Origin of the sequence: Confluentibacter lentus, from assembly GCF_002806995.1 — a bacterium.
Classification (GTDB): domain Bacteria; phylum Bacteroidota; class Bacteroidia; order Flavobacteriales; family Flavobacteriaceae; genus Confluentibacter; species Confluentibacter lentus.
The window spans coordinates 86,044-109,636 of record NZ_NIHE01000010.1 but is presented as its reverse complement, the minus strand read 5'-3'; the positions used below and the strand labels follow the sequence as shown (position 1 = coordinate 109,636).

The following is a 23,593-nucleotide window of genomic DNA, read 5'->3' as shown; positions in this document are numbered from 1 at the left end:
CTTTAATTACATTTTTTTAAAAGATTCGGATGGTACTTAGGTAAGTCCATAGAATAAACAGAATCTGTAAAGGAATTCTAAACCATAGATAAGTAATACCATTACCATCAAATGTTCCTTTTTGGTAATTTATGTTATGTATTGCCGCATAAATATTAGAAGGTAAAATCAGTAACAGAAAAATAATCAAGGCCCAACCAGATATAACATTAAATCTGGGAATAAGTAATCCTATAGCTAATAGAACTTCTAAAATACCAGTCATATAAACAATACTTTCTTTAAAAGGAATAAATTGAGGAATCATCATCGTCATGCCTTTAGTGAATGCAAAATGTCCTATGGCAGTAAAGCAAAGCATTATTGACATGGCAATTCTGGCCGATATTGCAAAATCATATTGTTTCCTAAAAAATTTAATGGCAAAAATTGAAATGATAAAACTTAACAAGAGTACTATTAGTGGTTTCATATTTTTTTGTTTAACTGTACTCCAAATGTCATAAATGGATTTAGAATAAACAATGAACCTAAGTTAAGTAATCCTGCTTAATGCCTGTGGCGTTACACCAACATACGAAGCAATGTATTTTAGTGGGATTTGCTTTATTAATTTTGGCCTTTCTTGGAATAAACTCAAATAGCGTTCTTCGGCTGTTTTACTTAATAAGGAAAGTTCTCTTTTTGATTTAATTAAATACATGTTTTCAGCCATTTTACGGCCAATTAAATTCCCTTTTTCTGTTTTTTTATAAACGTCTTGAAGGTCAGTGAATGCTATGCGCCACAAAATTGTTTCCGCTAGTGTTTCTATTTGGTAATCAGACGGGGTTTGCGTTAAAAAGGAGTCATAGGCTGTTACGAATTCATTTTCAAATACAAAACCAAACGTTAAGTCGTTCTCTTCTCTTGGGATATAAAGCCGAACCAATCCTTTGGATATAAAAGACAAATAACCATCAGCGTCTCCTTTTTTTAAAAGACATGCATTTTTGCTTAAGTTTACCTTTTGCAATTTTGAAGAAAAAAATGCCCAATCCGAATCATTCATTGGAGAAATGGTATCAAAAAACTTTCTAATGGTTTCCATTGGGGTTCTTAAATGATTTGCTTATCGGTTTGGCTATGGTTTCGTTACGTGAAAATCCGTAGGATTTTCGGAGTAGGAATCGAGCCAACCAAGTTAAAGGTAACGATTTTTGGTTTAGCATTTAGCAAGCAATTGAATATAGCCGTTGTTAGCTGTAGTTTTTTATCTTAATCTGTTTTTTTTCCAATTAGCTGTCAATTCCTTGATTTTCATATATAATTCATATTCCTCAATTTTGCTTAATCCGTCTTTTTCATATTTTTCCAAATAGGTTTTCATTAATCGATGAAGCTCAATGTTTTCTTCATCAGGTTCGATTTTTGTTACTATTTGTTTCATAGCATCCATTTTTAATTCCAAGGATGTGCTGTCTAAAAAATTTTTGATTTTAAATAATTCATCGAAAGCATAATTAGAACCTATTATAAATCGATTACTCATTCTTAAAATGGTATCATTTATTGAACCTGCATTTCCGTGTGGTATTTTTTGTCTATATATATAGTTTAACTTTTTAGTATTATCGTGAAAAATTCTTAATGCAAACTTTTTATTCAGTGTTAAAGTAAATTCTTTAGACTTTAGTAAAGGGTGTTCGTTTTTTGTTACAAAGTCTTCATAAACTAACGGATTGTCTCCAGTTATGAATTCTCCTTTATCAATTATTTCAAAAACTTCATATTTGGCATTTATATGTGCCATACATATTTCTTTTGTTCCAATAATATGGCGTTTCTTGTAATCTTTTGTGATTTTATTTTTAAAATGTCCTATGATTTCATTTAAAGTAAATTCGCGAAAACTGAAATCCTCTTCTAAATATGTTAATCCCTTTTCTCTATTAGCATTAGCTTTTTTATATAATTTCTTTATTTCTTTCGTATGATAGTCAATCATACTTTTTAACCACTTCGGATTTCTCATATACATTTGAAATATTCCTATCAATATTTCATTATGCTGTTGGTGAGTAATTTTAGTAATTCTATTATCTGTTAGTAAATCATATGCCTTACGATAAATTGGTTCAAGATGATTGGCATAAATATTTTCGATTGCTAAAATATTATTAGCAACTTTTTGATTTTCATCAAGAGTATAGAAATGTTTTTCCGCACAAATATTCTTAATGTTAGTACGAAACCTTCTTTTTGTAGATTTTTCATAAACATCAACTAAATATTCATTTTTAACCTTATCAGCGAAAAATTTTAAATGAACTTGTGGGACATAATGTTGGTTCATTTTTTTGGTTTCAAATTACAGCTAACGTTCGAGATATAAATCCGTTTTAATGAATTGATATCCACCGATACTGAAACAAGTTCAGCACCAGTAAGCGAATTTAGTTTTTAAATTCTGAAAATAAATAAGTAACATGAAGGTTTTTAGAAAGTTAAAAACAATTTTAGGATAATTTACCTACAATTCAAACTAATGGCAAAATGATGAAGAAATTCGTCAGTTTGAGTGAATTTAACGCTTAAATAAGCGTTGAATTTGTATCGAAAACAAGAATTTTGTGTTTAAATGTTCTCGATAAAATTTTTCGTTCCTCAAAATCACTCGAACTGACAGTGTAATGTTAATTTTTTAATGGTATAGTAAGTCCTACCGCAAAGGCACCAGCCAACTGCTCCACAGATGGGTGAAAATAATAGGTTAGGCCAATATCTACATTGTTGTTTCTACCTAACTCCAAACCAAAAGAAAAAGGGATGTGGTAAATAACACCGCTTTTATCGTAATAACTAAAATAGGTTTTTGTTTCAAATTTTCCGATGGAGGTACCAATACCAATTTCGGCGTACGGTGCTATCCAAGGAATAGGCGCTCTCACCCTTACTTTTCCACCTAATAAGAAAGCTTTGGTTTCAGCCATTTCATCCGATGGCCCATCCTGAAGATTCTTTCCGTTAGAATTTGTGAGCATAAAACCTGCGTAAGGGCGAATTTCAAACCAAGATGTTGCTTTCAATACCAATTCACCTTGCAAAAAAAATCCACCACTGGCAACTTCGTCCACACTATAATATGGAACAGTTACACCATACCCTATTTGAAGATTTAACGACTTTTCTTTGATAAACTGTGCCCCTGCAAACTGTGAAGCAAGAACAACTAAAACAACCAGGATTTTTTTCATTAGTGGTATAAAACTTAAAGCTGTAAATCTATTCAAAATTGTATTACAAAAAATACACTAATGAATTAATTTTTTTACAATGGCTTTTACGGGTAAAATTTCTCTGGTATGCTCTATACTGGGGCCAGCAACCCAAACGGTTTTATAAGTGACTTCGTTAGCAGCTTTTTGAGTATCTCGCATCCCTTTAGCGAACCGGATCATCTTCACCCATTTTTTTAATTTCTTATGCTTATTTAAAACAGATTCTATCCAAGTGGCTTTTGTCCCCACTTTTTGAACATAAGGTGTATTTATAACGGTGCAAGGTGTGCCCGATATACGTTCGGTCATGACAATATCTTTAGCACCATAATCCACACAAGCTTGTTTATATTCATTAGTAACATTGGCTTCAACAGAAGCTATAAATGGACTCCCAACCGAAACGCCTGCAGCTCCATAACTTAGCATTTTATCAATGTCTGCTTTAGTGCCAACACCACCCGCTGAAATTATTGGAATTCTACAATTGGTTGTCAATTCTGTAATTAAATCTTTCGGACTTATATTGCCTCGATGGCCACCAGCTTCATTATTAACAGCAATAATGGCATCGGCTCCTAAGCCTTCAACCTTTTTAGCAAATTGCAAATCCACCACATCACAAAAAACTTTAATCCCCACTTTATGTGCTTGATTTATAGTATCCTCCGGGCTTCCAAGTGATGTAATGATAAAATCACAACCTTCTTCACAAACCACCTCTAATTGCCCTTTATATTTAATATTGGACTTGTTTACAATTAAATTAAATCCAAATGCACCACCTTCCACTTTATCTGCTTTCAATTCTTTAAGTGCCATTCTTAACTCTTCCAGAGTTCTATAGTTTAAGGCAGGAATACAACCAGCTATACCACATTTCATAGCTTCTTTCACCATGGCAGTATTGGAAACCAAAAACATAGGCGCTTGAATTATGGGGTGTTTTATTTTAAGAAGTTCGGTGAGTTTAACTGCCATGTTTCTGTCCTTCCTTATTGGGCAGGAATCCATTTATTAATCTTATTGAATAAAACAAATATACAAAATAGCATACTTGCATAGTTTGTTCGCAAAACCAAATTATGATTTTAAACATCATTACGAGGGAAGCATGACCGAAGTAATCTGTCTATTCTTAGTTCTGCACCAAGAGATTGCTTCGTCGTTCGTTCCTTACTCCTCGCAATGACGTATAAAAAAAGCAACCAAAACTGGTTGCTTTTTTTATTTTGTGAGATCCTGAAACAAGTTCAGGATGACATTATTTTACTTGACTTCTTCAAAATCCACGTCTTCTACATCACTGCTTTCAGTAGATTGTCCGTTGCTACTAGCATCTGGCCCTGGAGCTGCACCGCCTTGTTGCGATTCTGCTTGAGCTTTATACATTTCCTCAGAAGCTACTTTCCAAGCTTCATTTATTTTTTCTAAAGCTGGGTCTATTAAAGCTAAATCTTTAGTTTCGAAAGCTTTTTTAAGTTCTTCCAAAGCGTTTTCAATTGGTTTTTTCTTATCATCAGATAACTTATCACCAAATTCTTTTAATTGACTTTCAGTTTGGAAAATCATGGCATCAGCTGCATTTAATTTTTCAGCAGTTTCCCTTGCTTTTTTATCTGCTTCAGCATTTGCTTCTGCATCCGCTTTCATTCTTTTGATTTCCTCTTCAGTTAAACCAGAAGATGCTTCAATACGGATATTTTGAGTTTTTCCTGTAGCTTTATCTCCTGCGGTTACGTGAATGATGCCGTTTGCATCAATATCAAAAGTCACTTCAATTTGTGGTGTGCCACGTCTTGCTGGTGGAATACCATCTAAGTGAAAACGTCCGATTGTTTTGTTATCAGCTGCCATAGCTCTCTCTCCTTGTAACACGTGTATTTCTACGGAAGGCTGATTGTCTGCTGCTGTTGAGAATATCTGTGATTTCTTAGTCGGAATTGTCGTATTAGCTTCAATCAATTTAGTCATTACATTACCCATTGTTTCAATACCAAGAGATAATGGCGTCACATCTAGCAACAATACATCTTTTACATCACCAGTCAATACGCCTCCTTGAATACCTGCACCCAAAGCTACTACTTCATCTGGATTCACGCCTTTACTTGGTACTTTTCCGAAGAATTTCTCAACCGCAGCTTGAACAGCAGGGATACGTGTAGAACCGCCTACCAAGATAACTTCATCAATATCGGTCTTTGATAAACCTGCTGCTTTTAAAGCAGATTCACAAGGCGCAATGGTACGTTTTACTAAGTCGTCGATTAATTGTTCAAATTTAGAACGTGTTAATGAACGCACTAAGTGTTTTGGTCCACTTGCTGTAGCAGTGATATATGGTAAGTTGATTTCTGTTTGTGCTGAAGATGATAGTTCAATCTTAGCTTTTTCAGCAGCTTCTTTTAAACGTTGTAGAGACATTGGGTCTTTACGCAAGTCGATACCTTCTTCAGAATTGAATTCATCAGCTAACCATCCTATGATTTTTTCATCCACATCATCACCACCTAAATGGGTATCACCATCTGTTGACAATACTTCAAATACACCGTCGCCTAACTCTAATATAGATACGTCATGTGTTCCTCCACCAAAGTCGAATACCACAATTTTTTGATCTTTTCCTTTTTTATCCAATCCATAGGCCAACGCAGCAGCTGTAGGTTCGTTAATGATTCTACGAACTTTCAAACCTGCAATCTCTCCAGCTTCTTTCGTTGCCTGACGTTGTGAATCGTTAAAATACGCAGGCACCGTAATAACCGCTTCCGTTACCGTAGTTCCTAAATAATCTTCTGCTGTTTTCTTCATTTTTTGAAGAATCATAGCCGATAATTCTTGTGGCGTATATAAACGTCCGTCAATATCAACTCTTGGGGTGTCGTTATCACCTTTTACAACTTTATATGGTACGCGTTCTGCTTCTTTTTGGGATTCAGAATATTTATTTCCCATAAAACGTTTAATGGAATAAACCGTTTTCGTTGGGTTTGTAACTGCTTGTCTTTTTGCTGGATCTCCTACTTTAATTTCGCCACCTTCTACAAATGCAATTACCGATGGTGTAGTACGCTTACCTTCTGCGTTTGGGATAACAACAGGTTCGTTACCTTCCATTACAGAAACGCAAGAGTTGGTTGTTCCTAAATCGATTCCAATAATTTTACTCATAACATGTATGTTTTTTAATTGTGTTGAATGTTCTTTTTAACTTCGGTGTGATAAAGTCAATGATTATGCCAACTAAGAAATACTGACATGATGTCAGGATTTTGAAACAAGTTGTTGTATAGCTAAGAAATATTTAGCATTATTGGTTAATTTATTACTTTTACATTCTACAAAAATTAAACCTTAAGACATGTCTACAGCAAAAAAAGAATATAAGCGTATAACGGTTAAAACCTTGGTTGATATGAAAGCCAATGGCGAAAAAATATCCATGCTAACGGCTTACGATTATAGCATGGCGAAAATTGTAGATGGCGCTGGCGTAGATGTGATTCTTGTAGGCGACTCCGCCAGTAATGTGATGGCTGGACACGAAACGACTTTACCCATTACACTTGACCAAATGATTTATCATGCTTCTTCAGTCATTCGAGCTATAAATAGAGCTTTGGTGGTGGTTGATTTACCTTTTGGAAGTTATCAAAGTGACCCCAAAGAAGCCTTACGTTCTGCTATTAGAATCATGAAAGAAAGTGGCGGACACGCTGTAAAAATGGAAGGTGGTAAAGAGATAAAGGAATCTATTAAACGTATTTTGAATGCCGGCATTCCAGTGATGGGACATTTGGGTTTAACGCCACAATCCATTTACAAATTTGGTACTTATACCGTGCGAGCAAAAGAGGAGCAAGAAGCTATGGATTTGATTGAAGATGCTAAAATGTTGGAACGGATTGGCTGCTTCGCCATTGTATTGGAAAAAATTCCAGCCAAACTTGCTAAAGAAGTTGCCGAAAGTGTTAGTATCCCCATTATAGGAATTGGTGCTGGTCGTGACGTGGACGGACAAGTCTTGGTATTACATGATATGTTGGGCATGACCCATGAATTTCATCCAAGATTCTTACGTAGGTATATGAATTTATATGATGACATGACTTCTGCCATCACACAATATGTTGATGATGTGAAGACAGTTGATTTTCCTAGTGAGAATGAGCAATATTAATGGCTCTTGGCTCTTGGCTCTTGGCTCTTGGCAAAAAAATAAATTGTGACTGAAAAAATACTATCCAATAAAAATAACCTAAACATTCTCTACGAAGACAATCACATCATTATTGTCAACAAACGTGCTGGTGATATTGTTCAAGGTGATAAAACGGGCGACAAACCTTTAAGCGAGGTTGTTAAAGAATACATAGCCGAAAAATATAATAAGCCTGGTAATGTTTATTTGGGGGTGGTTCACAGACTTGATAGACCTACAACCGGCCTTGTTATTTTTGCTAAAACAAGTAAAGCACTTCCCAGACTCAATAAATTGTTTGTTGAGAAAGAAGCCAAAAAAACCTATTGGGCGATTGTTAAAAATGAACCTAAAAAGTTAGAAGACACATTGATTCACTGGTTGAAAAAAAATCCAACAAACAATAAATCCAGTGCACATATTAAAGAAGTACCTGATAGTAAAAAAGCCATTCTTCATTATAAGGTTTTAAAAAAACTAGACAATTATTTTTTACTGGATGTGAATTTGGAAACAGGAAGGCACCACCAAATCCGTTCTCAATTAGCGAGTATTGGCTGCCCTATTAAAGGCGATTTAAAATATGGTTTTGATAGAAGTAATCCTGATTCCAGTATTCATCTGCATGCCAGACAAATTAATTTTGTGCATCCTGTGACTAATAATATCATAGATATCACTGCGCCATTACCTGATGATGCGATTTGGAATGCTTGTTAAAACCTGTAAGATTTTTACAAAATAGATCATCTATATTCCAAAAACACAAAGTAAATCCAATAGTAATTTGAATTAAAATCGTTAGAGAACGGATTTATAAGTTGAGTATCTAAAATAGATTAATTTTTTAAAAATAAAATGTATTATTGCATTACATTTTTTTTGTTTAAATAACAAACTTACATATGTCATTTAAAAATCTCATTATTACAATATGGCTAGTATTGTAATCCAAAAAGGACCATACGTTCAAACCGAGCAAGGACAGCGCTTTTTCTATGATTGCAACCCCTCATTCAATATGTAGATGAAATACCTCTCTTGTCATCAGGAAAAGTAAGGATAACAATTGATGATACAAATAATTTTATGGGCAATATTTCATACAAAAAAACAGTAAAACGGTTCGGCGATTTGATTGGAGCATTTTTTTTTGCTATTTTTCTTGCAATACCATTTGCTTTTATATACTTAATATTATATTTATCGGGAACTCGTAAACCCATTTTTAAACAAGATAGACCAGGTGAAAAAGAAAGGATTTTTTATATCCTAAAATTCAAAACAATGACAGATGAAAGAGATGAAAATAACATATTATTGCCTGATGAGCTGAGAACGACTAAAATAGGTGAGTTTTTAAGGAAATTATCTTTAGATGAAATACCACAGATAATTAATGTTTTAAAAGGGGATATGAGTTTTGTTGGACCAAGACCATTAAGAACGAGATATTTGCCTTATTACACTAAAGAAGAGTCCATTAGGCATCATGTAAAACCAGGGATAACTGGTCTGGCGCAAGTATCTGGAAGAAATGCTATTAGTTGGGAGGATAAATTCAATTTTGACATTAAATATGTTAAAAATATGTCGTTTACCCTAGACATGATTATACTATTTAAAACGTTTTTTAAACTTTTTAAGTCAAACGAAATTAACTTAATACTGGAGAATTCATCTTTCGATGAATATCGCATGAGACAAAGTTTTAACAAATAATAAGCCAGATAATAATTCTTTTGATCAAGTTTTCAACACTCAAAAAAATAAACAAAAATTAATGACCATTATATTTACTAGCTCAGGAAGAAGGAATTATTTAATATCTTATTTTAAAAAAATCATAGGTGATTCTGGCAAAATTATTGCCCTAGATTGCAAAGTAACTGCGCCCTCTCTTCAAGTTGCGGATGTTGGCATACTAGTGCCTAATATTTCTTCCGAAAATTATATCCCAGAATTAAAGAAAATAATTTTAAAATATAAAGCTGATTTATTAATTCCATTAAATGATTTAGATTTACCTGTAATATCAAAACACAAACATAGTTTAGAGGCCATTGGCGTTAAAGTCATCGTTTCAGATAAAAGAATAATAGATATAACTTTAGACAAATGGAAAAGTTTTTGCTTTCTTAAAGAAGCAAATATCGACACGCCAGAGACTTTCCTTAATATTGAAGACGCTTTATCCTCAGTGAATTCAAACAAAATCAGTTTTCCTCTTATTGTTAAACCTAGATGGGGAAGTGGTTCTATAGAAATATCTAAAGTAAATGATGAATTAGAATTAAGATTGACATATTCCTTATTAAAGCTAAAAAAGCACAGAATGATCCTTCATGAACTGAACGAAGAAAATAGCGATGATTTTATAATTATTCAAGAATTTATTGAAGGACAAGAATATGGAATGGATATTTTGAACGATTTCAATGGAAGTTTTGTAAAAGCATTTGTTCGCAAAAAAATTGCCATGCGATCTGGTGAAACTGATCAGGCACAAACTGTTAGTGATGAGAAGTTTGAATCCATTGGAGAAAAATTGGGACGTATTACTGGCCATATAGGTATTATGGACTGTGATTTTTTTGTTAGCAATGAAAAAATATTTATGTTGGAAATGAACCCTAGATTTGGAGGGGGCTACCCTTTCTCCCATGCTGCAGGCATTAACATACCCGAAATATATATTTATTGGCATTTGGGCAAGAACAATATTGAAAAATATTTGAATTACAATACTGGCTTATCTTTTGCTAAATATGACAGTATTATTTCCGTTAAATAATTACATCATTGGGTTTCTTTTGAAGATAGAACAAGAAGATTTACAAATCAAATAGGATAGTTTAGTTATAAAGCGACTGTTAAAATGAATAATTGAATATTAAAATAACGCCCTCATTGGGTCTTGACGTTAAGTCCAATTTTGCATTTATTAATTTAGCTCGACTTTTCATATTTAATAATCCAGAACCTTTTTCAACACTATCTATATTAAATCCCTTCCCATCATCTTTCATGGTAATGATAAGATTGTTTTGTTGGTAATTTAGAATAATGCTTAGGTTTTCTGCTTCAGAATATTTAACGGAGTTTGATAAGAATTCTTGAATAATCCTAAAAATAATGATTTCGTGTTTTCTGTCGGCAAAAGGTTGTTTTTCACCAATCACTCTAAGTTCTGCTGAAGAAAACTTCATCTTCTTCAATCGGTTTAATTCATTGATAATGGATTTTTCAAAACCAATATTAAGAACCACTTCGTTATTTAATGTTTTTGAAAGCTGTCTAACTTCCGCTAAACTTTCCTTTAAAGCATCGGAGGTTTCTTTAAACTTTTCCTTCACATCATCCGAAACCTGCATTTTTAAAATACTAAGCTGCATACTGGCAAAAGAGAGTAACTGACCCACGTTATCATGAAGTTCCCAACCAATATTTTTTAAGGTTTGCTCTTGAGTTTCGGTTTGAGCTTGAGCTATTTCAGCTTCAAAAGCTTGTTGTTGCCTCATTTGATCTAAAAGCAATTTGTTTTTCCGTTTTAAAAACACAACAAAAAATATGATAACCAGTGAAGTTACAATAACCAAAACGGCAATCATATAAATTAATAAATAACGCTCGGAAGCTGTGCTCGCTAATCGTTCTGAGGTTTGCACCATATTAAGGCAAATGTAAAAGTTGAATACATAAAAATATTAGAAAATAAATATATATAGCGCCTTAATATTATATAGTTTAAATCTTCTTTGTCAACCCCTACTTCATAAAACGTGTAATTATCGTAAAAAACTATAGGTGTTATAATAAGCCACCAAATAAATATTGCAAACGATATGTAAAAATTTAAAGATTTATTTATGTTTAATATTTTATCACTCTGAAGGATTTCAAAAAAATAAAAAGATGTACACATAAAAATTATTATGGCACCCAATACACTTATTATTGGAAAGAAACTAACAAAAAAAGCTTGCCAATGAAATATAATATATAAAAGTGAAAATGTAAAAAAACTGATGGTCGAATATTTTAATGTGACTTTAAATCTTTTATTTTTAATTATTTGATAAAAATAAAAAGCAAAAAAAATAATGGCTCCTATTTTCCAATATAAAGTGGACAACCAATAATTTTTTTCAACGAGTGTTCCTATAAGAAAATCAAACAATTTACCTGGATCAACCAGCCATGTGTAACCTGAAATAAAATCACAGACAGTTAAAAACACCAAGAAGAATATAAAATATCTTGCGACTGTATGTTTATATTTGTTAAAACATACCAATCCTGATAAAGCCGCCATAGCTTCAACAGTATGTGTTAAAAATAAATAGTTTTTCTGGAAAAAGTCCTCCATTAAATTTTATTGTGGATAACCATGTTGACCTCCTGTTCCATCATTTAAAGGCGGCACCGTTAAACCTCCCTTATCTCCATTTTCTTGTAGATTTACAGGTACTGCGCTCGCATGGGATTTTGATTTTTTCCCAGTTGGCACAATAAACATAGTAGTCAGATTTTTTTTAGTTTGCCCTGCGTTTTCTCCATACTCGCCAAGATATACACGAATACCTGTCATGGTGTAGCCTAAGCTGTCAGAATAATTCTTAGCATATCCTAAATAGTTTTCAATATCCTCCAAATCCCAATATGTAGAACGGTCATCTTGCATCCTTCCTTGCTTTTTGGCAGCTGAATCTACAGCAGCTTTACGGTGGAGAGTCCAGTTATCGTTCAGTGCTTTGGCCTGCTCAACAGTAATGACGCCTTTAGGCTTTACGATTTTTGCAGGTGGCTGTGCTATTCTTGGACAAAAATAATAAGTAAGAAGTCCACCAATAATAAATCCTAAAAGGATATAGCCTAGTTGTTTCATGATTAATTTAGGTTAGTTTAATAGATGGTTAAAAGTAATAAAAAGATTATTATATTATTCAACCTATACGAAATTAACTAACGATTTAATGATAACGGACACAAATCGCCCACACTTTGGCAAACTACATTTTGACATTTTTGCATGCTTTTATTTTGAATTCTTTTTATTACATGGAATTCATGGTTCACTTTGAGTCTATTCTTGTACTAATATAATTCCCATTTGCATAGCATCCATGAAAATTGTATTATTACAAGGATTAATTCTTTCAAATTATATGGATAGCCAAAACATCAAACCAACTCTGCCACAAGACGAACATATTGTTGAAAACAAACAATTAAACATTTGGGAAGCATTGATTCCCGTATTTGTGTTAGTTGGCATGTTGGCTTACAATGTTTTTATTTTTGGAAATGACGCTTTGAGTGGCTCCAATCAGTTTATATTATTACTTGGCGGTGCTGTGGCGGCCATTATTGGCTTTTTTAATAAAGTGACCTTTCCTAAAATGATGGAAGAAGTTGCCGAAAATATTAAATCCACAACAGGAGCGCTTCTTATCCTACTCATGGTGGGTGCACTTGCAGGAACTTGGCTTATTAGTGGCATTATTCCAACCATGATTTATTACGGGTTACAGATTTTAAACCCGACTATATTTTTAGCTGCCTGTGTCATCATTTGTGCCATCATTTCTGTTGCAACAGGAAGTAGCTGGACCACCTCTGCTACGGTTGGGATTGCACTTATTGGCATTGCTGAAGCTTTAGGGATCCCTTTAGGAATGACGGCTGGTGCTGTATTATCTGGTTCTTATTTTGGGGATAAAATTTCACCTATGAGCGACACTACCAATTTAGCGCCCGCTATGGCTGGAAGTGATTTGTTTACGCATATTCGATATATGCTTTATACAACAACACCAACCATTATAATTACATTGTTTGTTTTTATTATTATTGGTCTTAATTTACAAACTAAAGGTGTTGCGGATACAAATACGTTGTTGGAAGCTCTTGAAAAATCCATTAATGTGAGTCCTTGGTTGTTTGTTGTACCTGCATTGGTTATTTTTTTAATTGTAAAAAAAACGCCTCCATTAATTGCGCTTTTAATCGGTACGCTACTAGGTGGTATCGCTGCACTTATTTTTCAACCTAATATTATAATCGCTATTGGTGGCGGAAATGCTCTAGATTTTTCCACTGGTTATAAAGGCATGATGAATGCCATTACTATTGAAACATCCATTCCAACCGATAACGACGTTTTAAAAGGATTATTTACATCTGGAGGTATGAGCAAAATGATGGGAACTATTTGGTTGATATTATGCGCCATGGTTTTTGGAGGCATTATGGATGCCATAGGAGCATTGACCACTATTAGCAAAGCACTTTTAAAACTATTCCATACGACTTTTGGCTTGTTTGCTAGTACGGTAGCGAGCTGTTTGGCAATAAATATCACGGCTAGCGATCAATATTTATCCATTGTAGTACCTGGTAAAATGTATGCCAAGGCATTTAAAGATAAAGGACTAGCTCCAGAAAATCTTTCAAGAACTTTAGAAGACAGTGGAACTGTAACATCAGCTTTAGTGCCATGGAATACTTGTGGTGCTTATCAAAGCAGTGTTTTAGGTGTAGACACCTTGCATTACGCTGGCTATGCTATTTTTAACTGGTTGAGTCCGTTCATGACATTATTATTTGCTGCTTTTAGAATAAAAATTAAAATGCTTTCAGCTAAGTAATTTGTTATCAAAAAGGTCTCTAATTCCTAAGTCCGCAATTTTAAGTACTATATTTTATCTATTTATCATATTGTAGAAGTCTTTTTTGAATCCATATTCAAAATCTATCATCTTATAAGATTATATAATTATTATTTATTTTAAATACTCTATCCTTAGGTTAAGTTTGCACAAAATAATATTAAAAACATAAATACGTTATGACATTAGTTGGTAAAAAATTCCCAAATTTAAGCGTTGACGCCATGAACGATATGGGCGATACTTTTAAAGTAAACGTTCTAGAAGAAGCTGTTAACAATAACAAAAAAGTACTTTTATTCTGGTATCCAAAAGATTTTACTTTTGTGTGTCCGACTGAATTACACGCTTTTCAAGCAGCCATTGGTGAGTTTGAAAAAAGAAATACGATTCTTATCGGTGCTTCTTGTGATACTCCAGAAGTTCATTTCGCTTGGTTGAATACATCAAAGGATAATGGTGGTATTGAAGGCGTTACCTACCCTATTCTTGCGGACAGCAATAGAAACCTATCAAGCATTTTAGGCATTTTGGATATCACCAAAGAAACCTATGATGAAGAAACTGGCACTGTTTTATTGGAAGGCGACAATGTAACTTACAGAGCAACATATTTAATCGACGAAAATGGCCTGGTACAACATGAAAGCATCAACAACATGCCTCTTGGTAGAAATGTAAATGAGTATTTACGCCTAATTGATGCCTTAACCCACAATCAAAAACATGGTGAAGTTTGTCCAGCAAACTGGGAAGAAGGTAAAGATGCCATGAGTGCTAACAGAAGTGGAGTGGCTAGTTATTTAGCTTCCCACTAATAAATAAATAGTAATAAAATGGAAGAATTATCACAAGATAACTTGCAAGAGATTATAAATAGTAACGACATCGTTATTGTTCAATATAGTGCGACTTGGTGTGGAAACTGCCGAATTATGAAACCTAAATTCAAAAAGTTAGCTTCTGAAACCGAACATGCTAAGTTCGTGATTGCAGATGCTGAAAAATTTCCGAATTCAAGAAAATTAGCAACGGTAGACAATCTTCCAACATTTGCAACCTTTAAAAACGGTGTCTTTGTAAATCAAGTTCAGACCAATAAATTTGAAGTTTTAACCGATTTAGTCTATGAAGTTACCAGTAATTAAACATCTTACTCAATTCATTGAGGATAACGATGAGGATTTTGTGGTTGAAACCATTGAAACTCTAGAGGCTTTGTCGGAAGTTCCTTCGTTGAAAGATGAAGAATTGGATGTGATTGGCGAACTAATTTCAAACATGTACGGCGCCATTGAAGTGCATAAAATGATAAAAGAAGGCACGCCCAAAAAAGAAGCTTTAAATGTTTTTATGCAACGAGTTTTAGGTTCTATTGATAAATAGAAAACTAAAATTTGATAATCAAAAAAGCCATTTCATAAATTATTGAAATGGCTTTTTTATTGACTAATTCTAAATGTTTCTTCTTAAGATTTTGGTAAAAGTACGGTATCAACCACATGGATAACACCATTAGATTGGTTAACATCTGCGATAGTCACTTTAGCAGAATTTCCATTCTCGTCTGTAACATATACATCTTTTCCTTTTAACCAAGCTGTTAATGTGCCGCCACTTACGGTTTTTATTGAGGTTTTTCCGTTTCCGTCTTTAATCATTTTAAAAATATCTTTTGCATTCCATTTACCAGCAACAACATGGTACTTTAATACAGTTTGTAACATTGCTTTGTTTTCTGGTTTTAATAAGTTTTCAACGGTGCCTTTAGGCAATTTAGCAAAAGCATCATTGGTTGGGGCAAATACCGTAAATGGGCCTTCGCCTACAAGTACTTCAACTAAATCTGCAGCTTTAACAGCAGCAACTAGAGTTGTGTGATCTTTTGAGTTAACAGCATTTTCGACAATATTCTTTGTAGGATACATTGCAGCACCTCCAACCATTTTAGTGTCTTCTTTTGCCATTTGCCCTTGTGCAAAAACAGCAGTAGAAGTAATTAATACCAATGTAAATAAACCGTTTTTTAATAAATTTAATGTTTTCATGATTTTTAAGTTTTAATTAAACATTTTTTAGATTATACCACACTAACGAAAATTATGAAACAGCGGTTTTAAAACTTTTTGCTTATTAACATTTTATTAATATAACAAAAAAGCTAATTATTATAATAATGCCAACAAACATAAGGCTTAATCCGAGTTTTCAGTTTATGAATATTATTTTGAAACATTTCAATTAATTATCTAGTAATGCCTATTTTTGAGCCTAAAAAATAAACATCTTTATATGGCAATCATAACATTAGGCGGAAATCAAATTGAAACATCTGGAAATTTACCATCTGTTGGTTCTAAAGCACTTGATTTTGAATTAGTAGCACTTGATTTATCTACAAAAACATTAAAGGACTTTAAAGGAAGTCATCTTATTTTAAATATTTTTCCAAGTGTCAATACAAGGATTTGCTCATCATCAGTTAGAGCATTTAATAAAACGGCGGCATCTTTAAATAATGCAAAAGTGCTTTGCATTTCTAGGGATTTACCTTTTGCACAAAAGGAATTTTGTGCTGCCGAAGGGATTGATAATGTGGTGATGCTTTCTGACTTTAAAACAGCGGCTTTTGGTAAAAACTATGGTTTACTTATAACAACTGGTAGTTTTGACGCATTACTTTCCAGATGTATTATCATCATTGATAAAAATGGGACTATTATCTATACGGAACAAGTTCCAGAAATTGGTCAGGAACCAAATTATGAAGCAGCCCTAAAAGCTTTGGTTAATGAATAAAAAAGAATCTTTCTTAGCTAGTAGAATAAAAAGTGTTGGGTATGCTTTTAAAGGTGCTTTGTTTCTTTTAAAAACTGAACCGAGTATCAAAGTACAGTTTGGAATTGGAATCATCATAACTGTTGCTGGATTTTTTTATCAAATATCAACAACAGAATGGCTTATTCAGTTTTTGGCTATTGGTTTGGTTATTAGCATTGAAGGCGTTAATACAGCTATTGAAGAATTGGCGAATTTTATACATCCGGAACATCATAAAAAAATAGGAATCATAAAAGACATTGCTGCTGGAGCGGTATTTATAGCGTCTATTTTTGCCATTGCAGTTGGTTTTATAATATACATTCCTAAAATTTTTTAAAATACTATTACCTTTAGGATAAACGTTAGTAATTTGTATTTTTGTTTAAACTAACAGCGCATTGATGGCGAAGAAAAAAACCGAAACTAAAAAAGAACCAAAAAAACCTTTTAAAATGCCAAGCTTTAAGCTATCTAACCAACAAAAATTGGTGTTAGGGAGCTTTTTAGCCATTTTTGGCATTCTACTATTTATAGCTTTTGTGTCCTTCTTTTTTACCGGGGAAGCAGATCAAAGTAGCTTATCAAATTTTGCATCTCGAGAAACCGTATCCAAAAATTGGCTAAGCAAAAGTGGTGCATGGTTAAGTGACTTTTTTATACATCGCGGATTTGGCATTTCTTCATTCATATTCTCAGTACTTATTTTTCTGTCTGGTATTTATGTGTTGATGGACATTGATAAAGCCAAACTCAGAAAGCATTGGTTTTGGGGACTTATAGTTATTATTTGGCTATCAACTTTTTTTGGATTTTTTGTCAGTTTAAATGACAATCTTGGGGGCGCTATAGGCTTTGAGTTGAATTCATATCTACAAGATTATATAGGCATCATAGGCACCATACTCCTACTCCTATTTTGTTTAATAACCTATTTGGCGATTCGTTTTAAACTAACTTTTGAAAGTTTTGCCAAACTCTTTTCATTTGCGAAAAAAGACATTAAAGATGAATTTTCTAAAGACGGGGACGATGAGTTTTCCATTGCTTTTGACAATAACCTCTCTGTGGAAGCTGAAGATATTAAATCCGCCTTTGATTTACCTGTGGAAGTTGAAAAGATTCCTAAAGAAAAAATCATTATAAAGGACAATGCTTCTGCATTAAAAGTCAATGTCGTTGCTGATGAAGATGATATTGAATTAGAGGAACTGGAACCAATAGAGATGAAAGTGGTTAAAGTCAAAGAAGAACTTTCTGAAACTGATAATCTTGCCAACAAATTGGTAGAAGACTTCGGTCAGTTTGACCCAACCTTAGAACTTGGTAATTATCAATTTCCCCCTTTAGACTTATTAACAAAATACGATTCTGAAAGCATTACCATCAACCAAGAAGAGCTAGAGGACAATAAAAATAAAATTGTAGATACACTTAAAAATTACAGCATTGGTATTGCGAGTATAAAAGCCACTATTGGTCCAACTGTAACCCTTTATGAAATCGTTCCAGATGCTGGAATTCGCATTTCAAAAATCAAAAATTTAGAAGACGATATAGCCCTTTCGCTTTCCGCGCTTGGTATTCGCATAATCGCACCCATTCCCGGTAAAGGAACCATTGGTATAGAAGTGCCTAATAAAAACGCCACAGTTGTTTCTATGCGCTCGGTAATAGCCTCTAAAAAATTCCAAAGTTCTGATATGCAATTGCCTATTGCCTTAGGAAAAACCATCAGCAACGAAACCTTGGTGGTCGATTTAGCAAAAATGCCGCATTTATTGATGGCAGGTGCTACAGGACAAGGAAAGTCGGTTGGATTAAACGCCGTTTTAACATCGCTACTTTATAAAAAACATCCTGCTGAAGTAAAGTTTGTTTTGGTAGACCCGAAAAAAGTGGAGCTCACACTTTTTAACAAAATTGAACGTCATTATTTAGCAAAATTACCAGATAGCGAAGATGCTATCATTACAGATAATACGAAGGTTATCAATACATTAAACTCTTTATGTATTGAAATGGATAACCGTTATGAATTGCTTAAAAACGCCCTTTGTAGAAATATTGCGGAATACAATGTAAAATTTAAGGCCAGAAAATTGAATCCGAATGAAGGCCATCAATTTTTACCATACATTGTTTTGGTGGTGGATGAGTTTGCCGATTTAATCATGACGGCAGGCAAAGAAGTAGAAACACCCATTGCTCGATTGGCTCAATTAGCGCGTGCCATTGGCATTCATTTAATCATTGCTACGCAAAGACCATCCGTAAACGTGATTACAGGAATCATTAAAGCGAATTTCCCTGCCAGGATTGCATTCAGGGTAACCTCTAAAATAGATTCAAGAACTATTTTGGATAGTTCTGGTGCCGACCAACTTATTGGTCGCGGCGACATGTTGTTCACACAAGGAAATGATGTTACCAGGGTACAATGTGCTTTTATTGACACGCCTGAAGTTGAGCGATTAACAGACTTTATAGGGTCGCAAAAAGCATATCCAGAGGCCTATGCCCTACCAGAGTATGTTGGTGAGGAAAGTGGCATGAGTATTGATATAGACATCTCCGAAAGAGATAAACTTTTTAGAGATGCAGCTATTGTTATTGTGCAGGCGCAACAAGGATCTGCTTCTTTGCTTCAGCGTAAATTAAAATTAGGCTACAACCGCGCCGGACGATTGATTGACCAATTAGAAGCCGCTGGTATTGTTGGGCCGTTTGAAGGCAGTAAAGCCAGACAGGTTTTAATAACAGATTTGACATCTTTAGATAAGTTTTTAGAAAATGAAATTTTATAATTAAAAAAATGAATATTAGAAACACCATAACCTTATTATTTTTAACACTAGCCCTTAATAGTTTTTCACAAAATAAAGGCAAGTCGCTTTTAAACGAAGTATCTCAAAAAGTAAAAAGCTACAACAATATATCCATCGATTTTAAATATGTCTTAGAAAATACAAAGGAAAAAATAAAACAAGAAACTCGTGGCGATGTGGTCTTACAAGGAAACAAATACAAACTGAACATTCTTGGCACTACCCGTCTTTTCGATGGCAAACAATTGTATAGCATCAGCCCAGAAGATGAAGAGGTTACTATTTCTTCACAAAGCGAAGATTCAGAAGACAATATAACCCCAAGTAAAATGCTATCATTTTATGAAGATGGTTACACCTATGCTTTAGATATAGAACAAAATGTACAAGGCAGAAAAATTCAGTATGTAAAGCTCACCCCTATTGATTCCAATTCAGAGATAAATTATATCCTTTTAGGAGTTGATGCACAAACAAAACATATTTACACGCTTATTCAAATAGGGAAAAATGGTACTAAAACAACACTTACCGTTAATTCTTTTAAAACAAATGAGCCTTTATCAAAAACCTTATTTAACTTTGATGCCAACAAGTATAAAGACTACTACATCAACAAACTAGATTAGGTAAATTACCTGTGAAAATATTAGACCGCTACATACTAACAACGTATCTTAAGACTTTTATTAGTGTGTTTTCCATTCTCATACTCATTTTTGCACTACAAACCATTTGGTTATATATAAGGGAATTAGCCGGGAAAGATTTAGATATTTGGGTAATTTTTAAATTCTTGTTTTATTTTTTACCAAAACTCATTCCGTTGGTATTACCACTTACCATATTGCTGGCATCCATCATGGTTTTTGGAAGTTTTGCAGAGAACTATGAGTTTGCCGCTATGAAATCCACAGGAATTTCTCTCCAACGTGCCATGTCTGGGCTAAGTGTTTTCATAGTCATTCTTGGGATTACAACTTTTATATTTGCAAACAATGTGATTCCTTGGGCAGAATATAACTCTTTCAATCTTCGTACAAATATTGCAAAGTTACAGCCTGCAATGGCGATTGCTGAAGGACAATTTAACCCTATTGGGAACTACAATATCAAAGTTGAGGATAAGAGTGGTGATAATGGTCAATACTTAGAAAATGTTACCATCCATATAAAAGATGCCGCAGGTAGAAGAAATGCCGAAACCATAAAATCCAAAACAGGTGAGCTTGTAAGCAATGAAGAATCAAATGTATTAAAACTTGTTCTTAAAGATGGTAATTATTACAACGACTTACAGCCCAAAGACATTGTGGAAAGAGAAAAAAAACCGTTTGCAAAAGGCTCGTTTAAAATCTATACGATAAACATCGATTTATCGCAAATGAATAATGTAAATATTGATGATAAAACATTGAGCGATAAATACAATATGCTAAATATTAGTGGTCTAGACTATACGCTAGATTCACTTACCAACAAGCATGAAGAAGAACAGCAGGTATTTTCCAAATCCCTTTACTTACGTAGCAATATTGATAAAAATGCTGCTGCCATTACAAAAAGAATGCAATTAAAAGACAGTACAATGGTTAAATCTGATTCCATATATACTGGAAACATTCTGGATTTATTCACAACAAATAAAAAAATTCAATTCGTAAGAACATCCGTTAGCACTTTGGATAGTGACCGACAATTTATTGAAATAAAAAAAGCGAATACAAAAACAGATACCATTATTTATAACAGGCACATCATTTCATTGCATGAAAAATTAGTTTTGGGGTTTGCATGTATTATATTGTTTTTCGTAGGAGCGCCGCTTGGAGCTTTAATTCGTAAAGGAGGTATTGGACTGCCAATGATTGTTGCTATCCTCCTTTTTTTAACCTATCATTTTATTGGCATTTTTGCTACAAACAGTGCTAAAAGTGGTGGTTTAAATCCCATTATTGCACCTTGGGTTTCCACATTAATTATGCTGCCTCTAGGTATCTATTTCACAAAAAGAGCTACCGAAGATAGAGGCTTGTTTGAAATGGATCATATTATTGAACCTATCAAGAAAATGTTCAATATCAAGGAAAAGGATACTATTGATTATAAATTTTTATATAAATTCAAAAACGACGAACTAATAAATGCCATCAATAATTATGAGTCGTTGGGATATCATGAAAGTATTCGGTTTGAAGCTATCAATTTACTGAATCAAAGAGGTCAAAAAACTGAAGGCTTAAACGATAAAATTAAATTCAATGCTGATTTTGCTAGGTCACAAAACATAGTCAAAGATTTTAACGACCATTCTAAATTCTCGATTGTTCTTTATAGCATAGGCGTTATTTTATTGGTATTGTTTTTTGTTTTTAGAAACAACAAGCTACCCTCACTAGCTGCTTTCTCAATACAAATAAGTATCATTTCGCTGGTATTATTTGTTGTGTATTATCTAAAATCCACATTGAACTTATGGCAATTTTATAGACATACCGACAAAAAAATAAAAGTTCCACATGTGATTTTATTAATCTTAGGATTGCCGTTATATATGATGACCTACCCCTTTTTAAAATCTAAAATCAAGGAAGACTTAAAACAAAATTGTTTAGATTTTTTAAAATAAGCAATACCTTTGTACTATGATGATTGAAACCGAAACAAAACATAGCCTGCAACAGTTTAAATTAAATACCATTCATGATGCCATTGAAGACATTAGAAATGGAAAAGTAATTATTGTTGTAGATGACGCTAATCGTGAAAATGAAGGTGATTTTGTTGCCGCGGCAGATAAAGTAACACCAGAAATGATCAATTTTATGGCAACCCAAGGTAGAGGTCTCATCTGTGCGCCCCTTACCGAAAAACGTTGCAAAGAATTACAGTTGGACATGATGGTGAATATCAATACCGACCATATGGAAACGGCTTTTACCGTCTCTGTCGATTTAAGAGGCCATGGTGTCACAACAGGTATCTCTGCAAGTGATAGGGCTAAAACAGTAAAATCCCTCATAGACGAAAATACCAAGCCACACGATTTATCAAGACCAGGCCATATATTTCCCTTAGTTGCTAAAGAAGGTGGCGTCTTAAGACGTACAGGGCATACGGAAGCAGCTATCGATTTTGCAAGGTTAGCAGGATTAAAACCAGCTGGCGTGATTGTAGAAATCATGAATGAAGATGGTAGCATGGCACGATTACCACAATTAATAGACGTTGCTAAAAAATTAAATCTTAAAATTGTTTCCATTGAAGATTTGGTTGCTTACAGAATGCAACACGATTCGTTAATTGAGAAAAAAGAAGACTTTCAAATTGAAACCAGATTTGGAAGTTTTAGATTAAGAGCCTACAATCAAACCACTAACAATCAAACTCATATAGCGTTAACAAAAGGGCAATGGAAAGACGATGAAGAAGTGCTTACCAGAATCAATTCCACCTTGGTTAATAATGATATTTTAGGAACCTTAACCAATAATGTGGACGAGCAGTTAAACAATATGTTTAATGTGATTAACGAGGCTGGCAAAGGCGCTATCATTTTTATCAATCAACAAGTCCAGTCTAGTGACATACTAAGTCGATTGACCTTTTTAAAGGAAAATCAAAAAGTCAATACCATAACAAAAGCACCAAAAATCAATATGGATAATAGAGATTTTGGTATTGGCGCCCAAATATTACACGATATCAACATACATAAACTGCGATTAATTTCTAACACCGAACAAACCAAACGCGTTGGTATGATTGGTTACGGGTTAGAAATTGTAGATTATGTGAAGTATTGAA

Annotated in this window: 23 protein-coding genes; 14 read left to right on the top strand and 9 right to left on the bottom strand. The window is 33.7% G+C overall.

Going from position 1 to position 23,593, the window contains the following annotated elements; translation table 11 throughout:
• Positions 1-16: 16 nt before the first annotated feature.
• The 6 genes from CDH50_RS14405 to dnaK form a co-directional block, all read right to left on the bottom strand.
• Positions 17-472, bottom strand: coding sequence for a DoxX family protein (locus tag CDH50_RS14405; protein WP_100612989.1), 456 nt, complete (start codon positions 470-472; stop codon positions 17-19).
• Positions 473-535: 63 nt separating this feature from the next.
• The gene (locus CDH50_RS14400; protein ID WP_100612988.1) at positions 536-1,090 is read right to left on the bottom strand and encodes a Crp/Fnr family transcriptional regulator; all 555 of its coding nucleotides are present in this window, start codon (positions 1,088-1,090) and stop codon (positions 536-538) included.
• Between the two features lie 162 nt (positions 1,091-1,252).
• The gene (locus CDH50_RS14395; protein WP_100612987.1) at positions 1,253-2,335 is read right to left on the bottom strand and encodes a DUF4238 domain-containing protein; all 1,083 of its coding nucleotides are present in this window, start codon (positions 2,333-2,335) and stop codon (positions 1,253-1,255) included.
• Between the two features lie 340 nt (positions 2,336-2,675).
• Positions 2,676-3,236, bottom strand: a complete 561-nt coding sequence (locus tag CDH50_RS14390; RefSeq protein ID WP_100612986.1) for a hypothetical protein — start codon at positions 3,234-3,236, stop codon at positions 2,676-2,678.
• Positions 3,237-3,293: 57 nt separating this feature from the next.
• On the bottom strand, positions 3,294-4,241 hold the full coding sequence (locus CDH50_RS14385; RefSeq protein ID WP_100613008.1) for an NAD(P)H-dependent flavin oxidoreductase: 948 nt from the start codon (positions 4,239-4,241) through the stop codon (positions 3,294-3,296).
• Positions 4,242-4,529: 288 nt separating this feature from the next.
• On the bottom strand, positions 4,530-6,437 hold the full coding sequence (gene dnaK, locus CDH50_RS14380; protein WP_100612985.1) for a molecular chaperone DnaK: 1,908 nt from the start codon (positions 6,435-6,437) through the stop codon (positions 4,530-4,532).
• A 190-nt stretch (positions 6,438-6,627) separates the two neighbouring features.
• On the opposite strand from dnaK, the gene panB reads away from it, so the two are divergent.
• From panB to CDH50_RS14360, 4 genes are all read left to right on the top strand, one after another.
• Positions 6,628-7,446 (top strand): 3-methyl-2-oxobutanoate hydroxymethyltransferase, encoded by an 819-nt coding sequence (panB, locus tag CDH50_RS14375; RefSeq protein ID WP_100612984.1) that lies wholly within the window; start codon positions 6,628-6,630, stop codon positions 7,444-7,446.
• A 45-nt stretch (positions 7,447-7,491) separates the two neighbouring features.
• Positions 7,492-8,187, top strand: a complete 696-nt coding sequence (locus CDH50_RS14370) for an RluA family pseudouridine synthase (protein ID WP_100612983.1) — start codon at positions 7,492-7,494, stop codon at positions 8,185-8,187.
• Positions 8,188-8,556: 369 nt separating this feature from the next.
• Positions 8,557-9,189 (top strand): sugar transferase, encoded by a 633-nt coding sequence (locus tag CDH50_RS14365; protein WP_100613007.1) that lies wholly within the window; start codon positions 8,557-8,559, stop codon positions 9,187-9,189.
• A gap of 61 nt (positions 9,190-9,250) precedes the next feature.
• Positions 9,251-10,261, top strand: coding sequence for an ATP-grasp domain-containing protein (locus CDH50_RS14360; RefSeq protein ID WP_100612982.1), 1,011 nt, complete (start codon positions 9,251-9,253; stop codon positions 10,259-10,261).
• Positions 10,262-10,340: 79 nt separating this feature from the next.
• On the opposite strand, the gene CDH50_RS14355 is transcribed toward CDH50_RS14360, so the two are convergent.
• Together CDH50_RS14355 and CDH50_RS14345 are read right to left on the bottom strand one after the other, a co-directional pair.
• Entirely contained in the window at positions 10,341-11,138 is a 798-nt protein-coding gene (locus CDH50_RS14355; RefSeq protein ID WP_100612981.1) for a sensor histidine kinase, read from the bottom strand.
• Positions 11,139-11,842: 704 nt separating this feature from the next.
• Positions 11,843-12,355, bottom strand: coding sequence for a hypothetical protein (locus tag CDH50_RS14345; RefSeq protein WP_100612979.1), 513 nt, complete (start codon positions 12,353-12,355; stop codon positions 11,843-11,845).
• A gap of 280 nt (positions 12,356-12,635) precedes the next feature.
• Between CDH50_RS14345 and nhaC the strand changes: the two genes are divergently transcribed.
• The 4 genes from nhaC (at position 12,636) to CDH50_RS14325 (ending at position 15,524) form a co-directional block, all read left to right on the top strand.
• Positions 12,636-14,117 carry a Na+/H+ antiporter NhaC gene (gene nhaC / locus CDH50_RS14340; protein WP_100613006.1) on the top strand — a complete coding sequence of 494 codons (1,482 nt, stop codon included), beginning with the start codon at positions 12,636-12,638 and terminating at the stop codon, positions 14,115-14,117.
• A gap of 200 nt (positions 14,118-14,317) precedes the next feature.
• Entirely contained in the window at positions 14,318-14,956 is a 639-nt protein-coding gene (locus CDH50_RS14335; RefSeq protein WP_100612978.1) for a peroxiredoxin, read from the top strand.
• Positions 14,957-14,974: 18 nt separating this feature from the next.
• Complete coding sequence (locus CDH50_RS14330) at positions 14,975-15,286, top strand: thioredoxin family protein (RefSeq protein WP_100612977.1); 312 nt, start codon at positions 14,975-14,977, stop codon at positions 15,284-15,286.
• Positions 15,267-15,524 (top strand): DUF6952 family protein, encoded by a 258-nt coding sequence (locus CDH50_RS14325; protein WP_100612976.1) that lies wholly within the window; start codon positions 15,267-15,269, stop codon positions 15,522-15,524. The genes CDH50_RS14330 and CDH50_RS14325 overlap by 20 nt, the downstream gene beginning before the upstream one ends.
• A gap of 83 nt (positions 15,525-15,607) precedes the next feature.
• On the opposite strand, the gene CDH50_RS14320 is transcribed toward CDH50_RS14325, so the two are convergent.
• Positions 15,608-16,186: a fasciclin domain-containing protein gene (locus CDH50_RS14320; RefSeq protein ID WP_198513510.1), complete on the bottom strand. Its 579-nt coding sequence runs from the start codon at positions 16,184-16,186 to the stop codon at positions 15,608-15,610.
• 244 nt (positions 16,187-16,430) lie between these two features.
• Between CDH50_RS14320 and tpx the strand changes: the two genes are divergently transcribed.
• From tpx to ribB, 6 genes are all read left to right on the top strand, one after another.
• Positions 16,431-16,937, top strand: a complete 507-nt coding sequence (tpx, locus tag CDH50_RS14315) for a thiol peroxidase (RefSeq protein WP_100612975.1) — start codon at positions 16,431-16,433, stop codon at positions 16,935-16,937.
• Positions 16,930-17,298: a diacylglycerol kinase gene (locus tag CDH50_RS14310; RefSeq protein ID WP_100612974.1), complete on the top strand. Its 369-nt coding sequence runs from the start codon at positions 16,930-16,932 to the stop codon at positions 17,296-17,298. Before tpx ends, CDH50_RS14310 begins: the two co-directional genes overlap by 8 nt.
• Positions 17,299-17,362: 64 nt before the next feature.
• Complete coding sequence (locus CDH50_RS14305) at positions 17,363-19,765, top strand: DNA translocase FtsK (RefSeq protein WP_100612973.1); 2,403 nt, start codon at positions 17,363-17,365, stop codon at positions 19,763-19,765.
• Positions 19,766-19,773: 8 nt separating this feature from the next.
• Positions 19,774-20,415 (top strand): LolA family protein, encoded by a 642-nt coding sequence (locus tag CDH50_RS14300; protein WP_100612972.1) that lies wholly within the window; start codon positions 19,774-19,776, stop codon positions 20,413-20,415.
• 11 nt (positions 20,416-20,426) lie between these two features.
• Positions 20,427-22,415 carry an LptF/LptG family permease gene (locus CDH50_RS14295; protein WP_100612971.1) on the top strand — a complete coding sequence of 663 codons (1,989 nt, stop codon included), beginning with the start codon at positions 20,427-20,429 and terminating at the stop codon, positions 22,413-22,415.
• A gap of 16 nt (positions 22,416-22,431) precedes the next feature.
• The gene (ribB, locus tag CDH50_RS14290; RefSeq protein WP_100612970.1) at positions 22,432-23,592 is read left to right on the top strand and encodes a 3,4-dihydroxy-2-butanone-4-phosphate synthase; all 1,161 of its coding nucleotides are present in this window, start codon (positions 22,432-22,434) and stop codon (positions 23,590-23,592) included.
• Position 23,593 lies beyond the last annotated feature (1 nt).

Coding starts and splice junctions, on each gene's coding strand:
- CDH50_RS14405 (WP_100612989.1), bottom strand. CDS start 472: ATGAAACCACTAATAGTACTCTTGTTAAGTTTTATCATTTCAATTTTT.
- CDH50_RS14395 (WP_100612987.1), bottom strand. CDS start 2,335: ATGAACCAACATTATGTCCCACAAGTTCATTTAAAATTTTTCGCTGAT.
- CDH50_RS14320 (WP_198513510.1), bottom strand. CDS start 16,186: ATGAAAACATTAAATTTATTAAAAAACGGTTTATTTACATTGGTATTA.
- ribB (WP_100612970.1), top strand. CDS start 22,432: ATGATGATTGAAACCGAAACAAAACATAGCCTGCAACAGTTTAAATTA.
- CDH50_RS14305 (WP_100612973.1), top strand. CDS start 17,363: ATGGCGAAGAAAAAAACCGAAACTAAAAAAGAACCAAAAAAACCTTTT.
- CDH50_RS14345 (WP_100612979.1), bottom strand. CDS start 12,355: ATGAAACAACTAGGCTATATCCTTTTAGGATTTATTATTGGTGGACTT.
- panB (WP_100612984.1), top strand. CDS start 6,628: ATGTCTACAGCAAAAAAAGAATATAAGCGTATAACGGTTAAAACCTTG.
- nhaC (WP_100613006.1), top strand. CDS start 12,636: ATGGATAGCCAAAACATCAAACCAACTCTGCCACAAGACGAACATATT.
- CDH50_RS14365 (WP_100613007.1), top strand. CDS start 8,557: ATGGGCAATATTTCATACAAAAAAACAGTAAAACGGTTCGGCGATTTG.
- CDH50_RS14400 (WP_100612988.1), bottom strand. CDS start 1,090: ATGGAAACCATTAGAAAGTTTTTTGATACCATTTCTCCAATGAATGAT.
- CDH50_RS14390 (WP_100612986.1), bottom strand. CDS start 3,236: ATGAAAAAAATCCTGGTTGTTTTAGTTGTTCTTGCTTCACAGTTTGCA.
- CDH50_RS14335 (WP_100612978.1), top strand. CDS start 14,318: ATGACATTAGTTGGTAAAAAATTCCCAAATTTAAGCGTTGACGCCATG.
- dnaK (WP_100612985.1), bottom strand. CDS start 6,437: ATGAGTAAAATTATTGGAATCGATTTAGGAACAACCAACTCTTGCGTT.
- tpx (WP_100612975.1), top strand. CDS start 16,431: ATGGCAATCATAACATTAGGCGGAAATCAAATTGAAACATCTGGAAAT.
- CDH50_RS14360 (WP_100612982.1), top strand. CDS start 9,251: ATGACCATTATATTTACTAGCTCAGGAAGAAGGAATTATTTAATATCT.
- CDH50_RS14325 (WP_100612976.1), top strand. CDS start 15,267: ATGAAGTTACCAGTAATTAAACATCTTACTCAATTCATTGAGGATAAC.
- CDH50_RS14310 (WP_100612974.1), top strand. CDS start 16,930: ATGAATAAAAAAGAATCTTTCTTAGCTAGTAGAATAAAAAGTGTTGGG.
- CDH50_RS14355 (WP_100612981.1), bottom strand. CDS start 11,138: ATGGTGCAAACCTCAGAACGATTAGCGAGCACAGCTTCCGAGCGTTAT.
- CDH50_RS14300 (WP_100612972.1), top strand. CDS start 19,774: ATGAATATTAGAAACACCATAACCTTATTATTTTTAACACTAGCCCTT.
- CDH50_RS14385 (WP_100613008.1), bottom strand. CDS start 4,241: ATGGCAGTTAAACTCACCGAACTTCTTAAAATAAAACACCCCATAATT.
- CDH50_RS14330 (WP_100612977.1), top strand. CDS start 14,975: ATGGAAGAATTATCACAAGATAACTTGCAAGAGATTATAAATAGTAAC.